This window comes from Nonomuraea corallina, assembly GCF_027620315.1.
GTDB lineage: Bacteria > Actinomycetota > Actinomycetes > Streptosporangiales > Streptosporangiaceae > Nonomuraea > Nonomuraea corallina.
Genome location: NZ_JAPNNL010000201.1, coordinates 1 through 12729 on the forward strand (window position 1 = coordinate 1; position 12729 = coordinate 12729).

The 12729-nt window shown below is 75.2% G+C and carries 6 protein-coding genes; 4 read left to right on the forward strand and 2 right to left on the reverse strand.

Annotated features, from left to right (window positions below):
• The 3 genes from OUY22_RS32020 to OUY22_RS32030 all read left to right on the forward strand — a co-directional run.
• Window positions 1-3605 (forward strand): amino acid adenylation domain-containing protein (locus OUY22_RS32020; protein WP_270158987.1); only part of this gene is annotated, 3605 nt, incomplete at its 5' end.
• Window positions 3602-7510 carry a non-ribosomal peptide synthetase gene (locus OUY22_RS32025; protein ID WP_270158988.1) on the forward strand — a complete coding sequence of 1303 codons (3909 nt, stop codon included), beginning with the start codon at window positions 3602-3604 and terminating at the stop codon, window positions 7508-7510. The genes OUY22_RS32020 and OUY22_RS32025, both read left to right, overlap by 4 nt.
• Complete coding sequence (locus tag OUY22_RS32030; RefSeq protein ID WP_270158989.1) at window positions 7491-8759, forward strand: MFS transporter; 1269 nt, start codon at window positions 7491-7493, stop codon at window positions 8757-8759. Before OUY22_RS32025 ends, OUY22_RS32030 begins: the two co-directional genes overlap by 20 nt.
• Window positions 8760-8799: 40 nt before the next feature.
• On the opposite strand, the gene OUY22_RS32035 is transcribed toward OUY22_RS32030, so the two are convergent.
• Together OUY22_RS32035 and OUY22_RS32040 are read right to left on the reverse strand one after the other, a co-directional pair.
• The gene (locus tag OUY22_RS32035; RefSeq protein ID WP_270158990.1) at window positions 8800-9837 is read right to left on the reverse strand and encodes an LLM class flavin-dependent oxidoreductase; all 1038 of its coding nucleotides are present in this window, start codon (window positions 9835-9837) and stop codon (window positions 8800-8802) included.
• 122 nt (window positions 9838-9959) lie between these two features.
• Entirely contained in the window at window positions 9960-10721 is a 762-nt protein-coding gene (locus OUY22_RS32040; RefSeq protein ID WP_270158991.1) for an SDR family NAD(P)-dependent oxidoreductase, read from the reverse strand.
• 134 nt (window positions 10722-10855) lie between these two features.
• Between OUY22_RS32040 and OUY22_RS32045 the strand changes: the two genes are divergently transcribed.
• Window positions 10856-12729 (forward strand): HelD family protein (locus OUY22_RS32045; protein WP_270158993.1); only part of this gene is annotated, 1874 nt, incomplete at its 3' end.

The window sequence follows — 12729 nt, forward strand, 5'->3', positions numbered from 1 at the left end:
TCGTCGCGGTGGAGGGGTTCCCGGTGTTGCCGAGCGGGAAGCTGGACCGCAAGGCCCTGCCGCCGCCCAGGCCCGACGCGGCCCCGGACTCCGTCCCCCCGCGCACGCCGCAGGAGCACGCCCTGCACGCCGTCTGGACCGACCTGCTCGGCCGCGACGGGATCGGCGTGGACGACGACTTCTTCGCCCTCGGCGGCCACTCCCTGCTCGCGATGCGGCTCGTCGTGCGGATGCGCGAGGAGTTCGGGGCGCGGGTGACGCTGCGGCGCTGCTTCGAGACGCCGACGATCGCCGGGCTCGCCCCGCTGCTGACCTCGGCGACGGCCGCCCCCATCCCGGCCGCCGACGAGCCGGTGCGGCCGTCGCACGCCCAGGCCCGGCTCTGGTTCCTGGACCGGCTCGACCCCGGCAACCCGGCCTACAACGTCGCCTGGGGCGAACGCCTGACCGGTCCGCTCGACGTGGAGGCGCTGGCCGCCGCCTTCGACGACCTGGTGGACCGGCACGACGCCCTGCGCCTGGTCATCGCCGAACTCGACGGCGAGCCCCGGCTCCAGGAGGGCGTCCGCAGGCCGCGCCTGGCCGTCCGAACCCTGTCACCGGACGCACCCCACGGCGCGGCGGGAAGCGGGGGAGAGAGGCCCGGCGGCGCGGCGGATGCGGACGGCGCGCTCGACGGCGCGCTCGACGGCGCCCTCGACGGCGCCGCCGTGATCGGGCGCGCGGAGGCTCGCCACCGGTTCGATCTCGCGCGGGGGCCGCTGGCCCGCGCCGTGCTCGTCCGGCACGGCCCGGACCGGCACGACCTGTTCCTGACCCTGCACCACGTGGTCGCCGACCGGTGGAGCCTGTCGATCCTGATCCGCGACCTCATGGAGCTCTACCGCGCCCGCGTCCGCGGCGGCGCGCCGGACCTGCCCGCCCTCCCCGCCCGCTTCCGCGACTTCGCCGCCTGGCACCGCGGCCGGGCCGGGGAGCGCACGGACGATCTCGCGTACTGGAAGGACACGCTCGCCGGCCTGCCCGCCACCCTGGACCTGCCCGCCGACCGGCCCCGGCACGGCCTGCCCGGCATGGCCGGGCGGCGGCTGACGTTCGGCGTCGACGCGCAGACCGTCGCCGCGGTGCGCGCGTTCGCGGCGGAGCACCGGGCCACGCCGTTCATGGTGCTGCTGGCCGCGCTGCAGGCGGTGCTGGCCCGCTACACCGGCCGCGACGACATCCCGATCGGCACGCCGGTGTCCGGGCGCGCCCATCCGGACGTCGAGGAGCTGGCCGGGCTGTTCCTCAACACGCTGGTGCTGCGCGGCGACCTGTCCGGCGACCCCGGCTTCGCGGAGCTGGTACGGCGCACCAGGGAACGGGTGCTGGACGCCCACGACCACGCCGAGCTGCCGTTCGAGGTGCTCGTGGGCGAGCTGGCCGAGGAGCGCGACCTGACCCGCAACCCGCTGTTCCAGGTGATGCTCGCCTACCAGAACGTGCCGCCCGCGCCGCCGGAGGCGGCCGGGGTGAGGCTGCGCACCCTCGACGTCGACCCCGGCGTCACCCAGGCGGACCTGCACCTGGTGATCGAGGAGTCCGGCGACGGGCTGACCGGCGTGCTCCACTACGCCACCGACGTGTTCGACCACGACCGGATGGAGCGCTTCGCCGACCACTTCCGCGCCTTCCTCGCCCGCGCCGTCACCGCCCCCGACCGGCCGGTGGCGGACGTGCCGCTGCTCACCCCCGGCGAGCTGGAGACGGTCCTGCGGGCCAACGACACCGCCACCCCGTACCCCGGCGGGACGCTCGCCGGGCTGCTGGCGGAGCAGGCGGCGCGCACCCCGGACGCGCCCGCGCTGCGCTGGCAGGGCGAGTGGCTCACCTACGGGCGGTTCACCGCGCGGGTGAACCGGCTGGCCGGGACGCTGCGCCGGCTCGGCGCCGGGCCCGACCGCGTGGTCGGGGTGTGCCTGGAGCGCGGGCCCGACCTGGTGGTGGCCGTGCACGCGGTGATCGCCGCCGGGGCCGCGTACCTGCCGCTGGAGCCCGACCATCCGGCGGCGCGGCTCGCCGGCATGACGGCCGACGCCGGCGCCCGGCTGGTCATCACCCGCTCCTCCCACGCGGGCCTCTTACCTGACGACGTCACCCCCGTCGTCCTCGACCCCTACGACCCCCACGACCCGGACCTGCCGGGACAGGAGGACGCGCCGCCGGTCCACCTCCATCCGGACGCGCTCGCGTACGTGATCTTCACGTCGGGGTCGACCGGCCGCCCCAAGGGCGTGGGCGTCTCCCACCGGGCCATCGTGAACCGGCTGCGGTGGATGCAGGACGCCTTCCCGCTGACCGGGGAGGACCGGGTGGCGTTCAAGACGCCGTTCTCGTTCGACGTGTCGGTGTGGGAGCTGTTCTGGCCGCTGATCACCGGCGCCGGGCTGGTCGTCGCCGAACCGGGCCGGCACGCCGACCCCGGCTACCTGGCGGGCCTGTTCCGCGACGGGGACGTCAGCACCGTTCACTTCGTCCCGTCCATGCTCGACGCCTACCTCGACGAGCCCGGCCTGCCGCCGCTGCGGCGGGTCGTCTGCTCCGGCGAGGCGCTGGCGCCGGAGCTGGCCGCGCGCTTCCACGAGCGGCTGCCGGGGACCGAGCTGCACAACCTGTACGGGCCGACGGAGGCGGCGGTGGACGTCACCTGGCACGCCTGCGCCCCCGGCGAGAGCGTGATCCCGATCGGCCGGCCCGTCCCCAACACCCGCCTGGAGATCCTCGACGACCGGATGAACCGGGTGCCCGCCGGGGTCCCGGGCACGCTGTGGATCGGCGGCGTCCAGCTCGCCCGCGGCTACGCCGGCCGGCCTGCGCTGACCGCCGAACGGTTCGTGCCCGACCCGCACGGCCCGCCCGGCGGCAGGCTGTACGACACCGGGGACCTGGCCCGGTGGCGGCCCGACGGCGAGATCGAGTACCTCGGCCGCGCCGACCACCAGGTGAAGATCCGCGGCATGCGGGTGGAGCTGGGCGAGATCGAGGCGGCGCTGTCGGCGCTGCCCGGCGTCCGCGCCGCCGCCGCGCGGACCGTCGCCGACGGGGCCGGGCTGCGCCTGGCCGGATACGTGGTGCCCGAGCCGGGCGAGCCCGATCCGCGGCGCTGGGACGCCCTGCTGCGCGAACGGTTGCCGGGCCACCTGGTGCCGGCCAGCCTGACCGTCCTGGACGCGCTGCCGCTCAACCGCAGCGGCAAGCTCGACCGCAACGCCCTGCCCGACCCGTCGGCCCCCGAGCCGGCCGTGCACGCCGAACCGGAGGGCGAGGCGGAGCTGGCCGTCGCCGCCGCCTGGCGGGGCGTGCTCGGCCTGGCGCGGGTGTCGGCGCACGACAACTTCTTCGCCGTCGGCGGCGACTCCATCCGCAGTCTCAAGGTGGTCGCCCGGTTGCGCGAGGCCGGCTACACGGTCCGGCTGGAGCAGTTGTTCCTGCACCAGACGGTCCGGGAACTGGCCGCCCGGCTGGAACCCGCGGCGGCCGCCGCCGAACCGCCGCAGGCCGCGGCGCCGTTCGGACTGCTCGATCCCGAGGACCTGGCACGGATGCTGGAAGGCGAGGCGCGATGACTGTCACGACGGGGGCCGCCCGGGGCCTGGAGGACGCCTACCCCCTGGCCGCTCTGCAGGCCGGGATGCTGTACCACAGCGTCTACGAGCCGGGCGCCGCCACCTACCACGACCTGACGACGATCACGCTGCGCGGCCGGTTCGACCGCGAGGCGTTCGAGGCCGCGCTGGCCGAGGTGGTCGCCCGGCACCCGGTGCTGCGCACCTCGATCGACATGACCGGGTTCAGCGAGCCGCTGCAGTTCGTGCACCGCTCGGCCGCGCTGCCGTTCGCCGTCACCGACCTGTCCGGCGCCCCGGACGCCGAGGCGCGGGTGGCGAGCTGGGCCGAGGAGGAGAAGCGGCGCCCGTTCGACTGGACGCGGCCGCCGCTGGCCCGCGCGCACGTCCACCTCATGCCCGACGGGCTGTTCGCGTTCAGCCTGAGCTTCCACCACGCCATCCTCGACGGGTGGAGCGTCGCCACGCTGGTCACCGAGCTGTTCCGCCGCTACCACGCCCGCCTGGCCGGCGAGCCGCTGCCGGTGACCGCGCCCGCCGCGGCCTTCCGCGACCTGGTGGCCCGCGAACGCGCGGCCGTCGGCTGCGCGCAGACGCGCGACTTCTGGCAGGCGCGGGTGGACGGCGCCCCGGACACCCGGCTGCCCCGCCTGCCCGGCCACGGCGGCGGGGAGGGCGGCGTCGAGGGCGTCGAGGTGCTGCGGCTGCCGCTGGAGGCCGCCCTGCTGGAACGGGTCACCGAGCTGGCCCGCGAGCTGGCCGTCCCGGCGCGCACCGTCATGCTGGCCGCCCACCTGCGGGTGATGGCGCTGCTGACCGGCGAGGACGAGGTGATGACCGGCCTGGTCACGCACAGCCGGCCGGAGAGCGAGGCGGGCGAGGAGGTGCTCGGCCTGTTCCTCAACACGGTGCCGCTGCGCCTCGACACCGCCGCCGCCACCTGGGGCGAGCTGGTGCGGCGGGTGTTCGACGCGGAGGTGGCGCTGCTGCCGCACCGGCAGTTCCCGCTGTTCGAGATCCAGCGGCTGTCGGGCCGCTCGCCGATGCTGGACGTCCTGTTCGACTACCGCGACTTCCACGTCTACCGCGGCCTGCCCGGCACCGAGATCGTCGGCCAGGAGTTCTTCGAGCAGACGGACCTGCCCTTCACCGCCGCGTTCACCCGCTCGCGCGAGCACGGCGGGTTCGACCTGGTCATCACCTACGACCGCGCCCAGTTCGGCGCCGGCCAGATCGCCCGCATCGGCGAGCACTACCTGACGGCCCTGCGCCAGGCCACCGGGGGCGCCTCCGGGGACGCCGACCCGCGCCCGGTGGAGGCGTACCTGGAGGCGGACGCCGAGGAGATCGGCCGGTGGAACGCCACCGCGCGGCCGTACCCGGACACGACGCTGCCGGAGCTGTTCGCCGCGCAGGCCGCCCGCACCCCTACCGCGCCCGCCGTCTGCTACGACGGGACCTGGGTCACCTACCGCGAGCTGGCCGCCCGCGCCCGCGCCGTCACCGCCCGGCTGGCCGCCGCCGGCACCCGGCCGGGTGACGTGGTCGGCGTGCACCTCGATCGCGGCCCCGGCCTGCTGCCGGCGCTGCTCGGCGTCCTCGGCGCGGGCGCCGCCTACCTGCCGCTGGAGCCCGGCCTGCCGCGGGAACGGCTGGCCCACATGATCGAGGACGCGCGGGCGCGGGTCGTGCTGTCCGACGGCGACGCCGCCGGCCTGCCCGCCGAGGTCGTGCTGTCCCTGGACGGGGCCGCCGAGGAGGACGCGCCGCCGGTCGAGGTCCATCCGGACGCGCTCGCGTACGTGATCTTCACGTCGGGGTCGACCGGCCGCCCCAAGGGCGTGGGCGTCTCCCACCGGGCCATCGTGAACCGGCTGCTGTGGATGCAGGACGCCTTCCCGATCGGCGGCGAGGACCGGGTGCTGCACAAGACGCCGCTGTCGTTCGACGTGTCGGTGTGGGAGCTGTTCTGGCCGCTGATCACCGGCGCGGGCATGGTCGTCGCCGAGCCGGGCGCCCACCGGGACGGCGCCCGGCTGGCCGCCCTGGCCGCCGAGCACCGCGTCGGCGTGGCGCACTTCGTGCCGTCGATGCTGGAGGTGTTCCTCGACGAGCCCGTCCTGCCGCCGCTGCGGCGGGTCGTCTGCTCCGGCGAGGCGCTGGCGCCGGAGCTGGCCGCGCGCTTCCACGAGCGGCTGCCGGAGACGGAGCTGCACAACCTGTACGGGCCGACCGAGGCGGCGGTGGACGTCACCTGGCACGCCTGCGCCCCCGGCGAGAGCGTGATCCCGATCGGCCGGCCCGTGGCCAACACCTACCTGGAGGTGCTCGACGCCGCCGGCCGCCGGGTTCCCGTCGGCACGCCGGGCGAGCTGTGCCTGGGCGGCGTCCAGCTCGCCCGCGGCTACGCCGGCCGGCCCGCGCTGACCGCCGAGAGGTTCGTGCCCGACCCGTACGGGCCGCCCGGCGCCCGTCTGTACCGCACCGGCGACGTGGCCCGCTGGCTGCCCTCCGGCGAGGTGCAGTACCTGGGCCGCACCGACTTCCAGGTGAAGATCCGCGGCCAGCGGGTCGAGCTCGGCGAGATCGAGTCGTTGCTGTCCGCCCACCCGGCGGTCCGCGCCGCCGTGGTGGCGCTGCGCGGCGAGCGGCTCGTCGGCTACGTCGTCCTGCACGAGCCCGGCCCGGCGGGCCCCGTCTCCGACGACGACCTGGCCGCCGCGCTGCGCCGCAACCTGCCCGACCACATGATCCCGTCGGCGTGGGCGCGGCTGGCCGAACTGCCCGTCACCACCAGCGGCAAGCTCGACCGCGCCGCGCTGCCCGAGCCGGGCGAGGCCGCCCGGCCCCCGTACCTGCCGCCGCGCGACCCGTTCGAGGCCCGGATCGCCACCGCGTGGGAGGAGACGCTCGGCGTGGACGCCATCGGCGTGCACGACGACTTCTTCGCCCTCGGCGGCCACTCGCTGCTGGCGCTGCGGCTGACCATGCGGCTGCGCAAGGAGCTGGGCCGCGAGGTGCCGCTGTCGGCCGTGCTCACCGCCCCGACCGTGGCGCTGCTGGCCGCCGAGCTGCGCCGCCCGCAGGACAACGACGGCCTGCCCGAACGGATCGTGCCGCTGCGGCCCTCCGGCGACCGCATCCCGATCTTCCTGTTCCACGCGCTGGGTGGCCAGGTGTTCCGCTACCTGCCGCTCACCCGCCACCTCGGCGCCGACCAGCCCGTCTACGCCGTGCAGGCCGCCGGGCTCGCGCCGGGCGAGGAGCCGCACAAGACGCTCGAGGAGATGGTCGACGACTACACCGAGCACCTGCTGCGGGTCCGCCCGACCGGCCCGTACGTGCTCGGCGGCTACTGCATCGGCGGCAACATCGCCCTGGAGGTGGCCCGGCGGCTGCGCGAGCGCGGCGAGCGGGTGCCGCTGGTGGTGCTGTTCTACTCCGACGCCGACGAGCCGGTGCTGCGCGCCTCGCTGGAGGACGACGCCGTCCTGCTCACCCACGCCCTGGCCGGAGGCAAGGTCCAGGTCGACCTGAGCGAGCTGCACCGGATGGACGCCGACGAGCGGCTGCTGGCGGTCGTCGACGCCGCCGCCCGCGCCGACACGCTCCAGCCCGACGCGGCCGACCTGCGCCAGGCCCGCCGCTTCGTCACCGTCTTCCGCGCCAACGCGCACGCCGTCGGCTACTACCGGCACGCCCCCTACGACGGCGACGTGCTGCTGTACTCCCCCGCCCGGGAGGGCGTGCCGCCCGACGACATGGGCTGGCGCGCCGTGGTGACCGGGCGCCTGCGCATCTCGCCCATCCACGGGGAGCGCTTCACCGTCATGTACGAACCCCGGGTCGCCCGTGCGGCCGCCGAGGTAAGGAGCAGTATCGACAATGGCCTCACCGACGACTGACCGCGCCGACAGTTTGTGGCGCAATCCCGACTTCCTGAAGCTGTGGGCGGGGGAGAGCCTCTCCCTGATCGGCTCTCAGGTGACGGTGCTGGCCATGCCCATCGTCGCCTACCTGCTGCTGAACGCCTCCGTCGCCGAGATGGGCGTGCTCGGCGCGCTGGCCCGCCTGCCCATGGTGCTGTTCTTCGTCGTCGGCGTCTGGGTGGACCGGATGCGGCGCCGTCCCGTGCTCATCTGGAGCGACGTGGTGCGCGCCGGCATGCTCGCGACGGTGCCGCTGCTGTTCGTCATGGACATGCTGACGCTGTGGTGGCTGTACGTGGTCGTGCTCGTCATGGGCGTGGCCGGGGTGCTGTTCGAGATCGCCTACCGGTCGTACCTGCCGCTGCTGGTGGCCCCCGAGCACCTCGGTGACGGCAACAGCAAGCTGCAGCTCAGCGACTCGGTGTCCAAGGCGGTCGGGCCCAGCCTGGCCGGGCTGCTGCTGGCGGCCCGCTCGGCACCGCTGATCATCCTGATCGACGTCATCAGCTACGTCGCCTCGGCCCTGTGCCTGATCTTCATCCGCAAGAAGGAGGACCCGCCCCCGCCGGACAGCGGCGGCACCATGATCGCGGCGATCCGGGCCGGGTTCGGGTTCGTGATGAGCCAGCCGCTCATCCGGCCGCTGGCCATCGCCAGCGCCGTCTACTCCTTCTTCGACATCGGCATCCTGCAGACCCTCTACATCCCGTACGTGCTCGACGGGGTGGACGTGCCGGCCGCGGTGGTCGGCGGCGTGCTGGCGGTCGGCGGGATCGGCGCGATCGCCGGGGCGTGGCTGTCGGTGCGGATGATGAAGAGGTTCGGGCCTGGGCCGACCATGTTCTGGTCCACGGTGATCGGCAACAGCGCGCTCATCCTGGTGCCGCTGGCCGGCGGGCCGATGTGGCTGGCGCTGGGCATGCTGGGGCTGGCGCAGCTGCTGATGGGCCTGTGCACGCAGATCTTCGTGGTCAACAACATCACCGTGCTGCAGTCGGCCGCGCCGCGTGAGCTGGTCGGCCGGGTGATCGCGACGATCTGGGCGATGGGACTGGTGCCGGCCCCGCTGGGCGCGCTGGTGGCCGGGCTGCTCGGGGAGACGTTCGGGATGCGGCCGGTGGTGCTGGCCGCGGCGCTGATCGGGGCGCTGGTGCCGATGGTGGTGCTGTGGAGGTCGCCGATCCCGAAGATGCGCGAGCTGCCCAGCGCGCCGGTCACGAGCTGACCCCACCGGCGGCCGGGCTCCCGGCCGCCGGTGGACCCGCTCAGGCGTTCAGCTCGGCCAGCCAGGCGAGCTGTTCCAGCCGGTCGTCCACGGTGGGCGCGTTCAGGCCGACGATCAGCCTGGTCGCGCCCGCCTTGCGGTAGGCGGCCAGGCGCTCGCGCACCCGCTCCGGGGTGCCGCACAGCGTCAGCGCGTCCACCAGGTCGTCGGGCAGTTCCTCCACGGCCGCGCCGAGGTCGCCGTCGAAGTAGGCGTCCTGCACCCGGCTCGCCGAGTCGCCGAATCCCAGCCGGTGCGCCAGCCGGTTGTAGAAGTTGACCCCGCGCGTGCCCATCCCGCCCAGGTACAGCGCGAGCATGGGCCGCACCAAGTCGCGGGCGTAGTCGGCGTCGTCGTCGACCATGGCCATCACCATGGGGGAGACCTCGACGCGGGCGGCGTCGCGCCCGGCGCGGGCCGCCCCGGCCCGTACGTGCTCCAGGGTCTCGGCCAGGTGCTCGGGCGGGAAGTGGATGGGCAGCCAGCCGTCGGCGATCTCCCCGGCCAGCCCGGCCGCCTTGGGGCCCATGGCGGCCAGGTGGATCGGCAGCGGGCGCTGCACGGGCGCCGCCTGCAGGGTCAGCTCCTTGCCGCGGCTGTCGGGCAGCGGCAGCGTGATCTCCGGGCCGTCGTGCCGTACGGGACGGCCGTCGAGCGCGGTGCGCACCACGGCCACGTAGTCGCGCAGGTGGGCCAGGGGCCGCTCGTAGCGGTGGCCGTGCCAGCCCTCGGCCACCTGCGGCCCGGACGCGCCGAGCCCGAGCAGGAACCGGCCGCCGGACAGGCGGTCGACGGTGGCCGCGGCCATGGCGGCGGCGATGGCCGTCCGCCCGGTCACCTGGATCACCCCGGTGCCCAGGCGGATCCGCTCGGTTCCCGCCGCCAGCCAGGCCAGCGTGGTGACCGGATCCACGCCGTAGCCCTCCGAGGCCCACACCGAGTCGTAGCCGAGCCGCTCGGCCTCCCGCACCAGCTGGAGCTGGGCCTCGTGGGTGGCCGCCACCGGCCCGAGGGTGCCGATGCTGAATCCGAGTCGCACAGCCGCCTCCACATCTTGTCGATCTTGTCCCCACCTTCTCCCAAATCGCCGGGCCGCGCCATATTTTCGGGAGAATGCGCCGGACGCCAGGACATGATCTACTTTGTAAAGGCGCCGGGCCGTCAGTGCACGGAGAAGCCGCCGTCGACGAAGAGCATGTGGCCGGTGACGAAGGCGGCGGCGTCGCTCGCCAGGAACACCGCGGCGCCGGCGAAGTCCTCGGGGACGCCGTTGCGGCCGGCCATGTGACGGGCGGCCATCTGCTCCACGCGGCCGGGGATGGCCTGGGCGGGCTCGGTGAGCGGGGTGAGGACGAATCCGGGGATGATCGTGTTGACCGACACGCCCCGGCCGGACCACGCCTCCGCCTGGGAGCGGGTGAGGCCGGCGAGCGCGGCCTTGGCGGCGCCGTAGACGCCGCTGTCGCCGAAGGCGCGCACGCTCTGCTGGGAGCCGATGTTGATGACGCGCCCCCAGCCGCGGCCGGCCATGAGCGGCCCGAAGTGCTGCCCGAGCAGGTAGGGGGCGGTCAGGTTGACCGCGATCGTCTGCGCGTAGTCGTCCTCGGTCAGCTCGGCCATGGGCTTGCGGATGTTGTTGGCGGCGTCGTTGACCAGGATGTCGATGGGGCCGGCCTGCTCGCACACGCGGCGCACGGCCTCGCGGTCGCCGAGGTCGGCGGCGATCGTGCCCGTGGTGACGCCGTGCCCGCGCAGCCGGTCGGCGGCCCGGTCGAGCCCCGCCCGGCCGCGGGCGACGATGACCACCTCGGCCCCGGCGCGGCCGATCGCCTCGGCGATGGCGTAGCCGATGCCGGAGCTGCCGCCGGTGACCAGCGCGCGCCGCCCGGCGAGGGAGAACAGGCTGTGCAGGTAGTCAGGCATGATCGGCAAGCTAGCACGCGGACGCGGGAGGCCGATCGGCGGGAGAGGGATTGCCGCGCGCGCGGGCGCGGCGTACGCTGAACCGCTCGCAACAAGCGATTTCCACAACTCAACCGATTGGATTATATCACGCCATGGCTAATCGTCAAGACGCTCTCGCCGAGGCCCTGGAAACCGAACAGCGGGTCGTGTCGGAGCTCTACGGCCGGCTCGACGCGGCCCGCGAGCGGGCGGCGTCGGCCCTGCGGGCGGTGCACGGCCGCGGCGGCGCCACCCGCCAGGCCATGGTCGAGCGCGAGGCGCTGGCCGGCGAGCACGCCCGCCGCCTGGCGCGGCTGAACGCCGTGGAGCGCGGGCTGTGCTTCGGCCGCGTCGACGACCGCGGCGGCGGGACCGTCTACGTCGGCAGGGCCGGCCTGCGCGACGAGGAGGGCACGTCCGTGCTCGTCGACTGGCGGGCCCCGGCCGCGCGCCCCTTCTACGTGGCCACCGCCACCGACCCGGGCACCCTGGTGCGCCGCCGTCATCTGCACCTGCGCGGCCGTACGGTGACCGGGCTGGACGACGAGGTGTTCGACCTGGAGGCGATGAGCGACGGCGAGCGCCGCGCGCTGGTGGGGGAGGCGGCGCTGCTGGCCGCGCTGCGCCGGGGGCGGACGGGCCGGATGGGCGACGTGGTGGCCACCATCCAGACCGAGCAGGACCGGGTGATCCGCGCCTCGCTGCAGGGCGCGCTGGTGGTCCAGGGCGGGCCGGGGACCGGCAAGACGGTGGCGGCGCTGCACCGGGCCGCCTACCTGCTCTACACCCACCGCGACACGCTGGAACGGCGCGGCGTGCTGGTGGTGGGCCCGAACGCGACGTTCCTGCGCTACATCGGCCAGGTGCTGCCGTCGCTGGGGGAGACCCAGGTGGTGATGGCGACGCTGGGCGAGCTGTTCCCCGGCGTGCGCGCCGTGGCCGCCGACCCGCCGGCGGTCGCGGTCGTCAAGGGCGACCCGCGGATGGCCGGCCTGGTGGCCGCCGCGGTGCGCGACCGCCAGCGGGTGCCGGACGGCGAGCTGGTGGTGGAGCTGGACGGCCTGCGGCTGCGGGTGCCGCACGAGACGTGCGCCGCGCTGCGGGCGCGGGCGCGCGCGGTGCGGCTGCCGCACAACATGGCCCGCAAGCTGTACGTGACGGAGCTGCTCAAGGAGCTGGCCAGGGCCGAGGCCCGCGCCCTGGAGGAGGGGCTGCGCCTGGCGGAGATGGACCTGGACCCCGCCGAGCGGGAGCTGGCCGGGCCGCTGAACCTGGAGGACGACCTGGACGAGCTCGACCTGGCGGTGGCGGCGGAGCGGCTGTGGGCGCAGCCGGAGGTGCGCGAGGCGGTCGACGGGCTGTGGCCGGACCTGACGCCGCAGCGGCTGGTCGGCGAGCTGCTGGCCTCGCCGGAGACGCTGGAGTCGCTGTCCCCGCCCGGCCTGGACTGGCGGGCGCTGGTCCGCCCGGCGGATGCCGGGTGGACGGTCGGCGACGTGCCGCTGCTCGACGAGGCGGCCGAGCTGCTGGGCGAGGACGACTCGGCGGCGCGGGCGGCCCGCCGCCGCGCCGAGGCCGACCGGGAGTCCGGGCGGCTGTTCGCGCGGGAGGTGCTGCAGACCACCGGGGTGCTGGAGGAGGGCGTCTTCCAGCGGGACGACGAGCTGGCCGAGCGGCACGCCGACACCGGGGCCGAGCTGACCACGGCCGACCGGGCGGCGGCGGACCGCACGTGGGCGTACGGGCACGTGATCGTGGACGAGGCGCAGGAGCTGTCGGCGATGGCGTGGCGGATGGTGATGCGCCGGGTGCCGGCCAAGTCGCTCACGGTGGTCGGCGACATCGCGCAGACCGGCTCGGCGGCCGGGGCCCGCTCGTGGGGCGAGGTGCTCGATCCGTACCTGGAGGGCCGCTGGCGCGAGGAGCGGCTGGAGGTGAACTACCGGACCCCGGCCGAGATCATGGAGGTGGCCGCGGACGTGCTGGC

Bases quoted from the DNA above. Each gene is read 5' to 3' on its own strand.
- OUY22_RS32040 (WP_270158991.1), bottom strand. From the start codon at position 10,721: ATGCCTGACTACCTGCACAGCCTGTTCTCCCTCGCCGGGCGGCGCGCG.
- OUY22_RS32030 (WP_270158989.1), top strand. From the start codon at position 7,491: ATGGCCTCACCGACGACTGACCGCGCCGACAGTTTGTGGCGCAATCCC.
- OUY22_RS32025 (WP_270158988.1), top strand. From the start codon at position 3,602: ATGACTGTCACGACGGGGGCCGCCCGGGGCCTGGAGGACGCCTACCCC.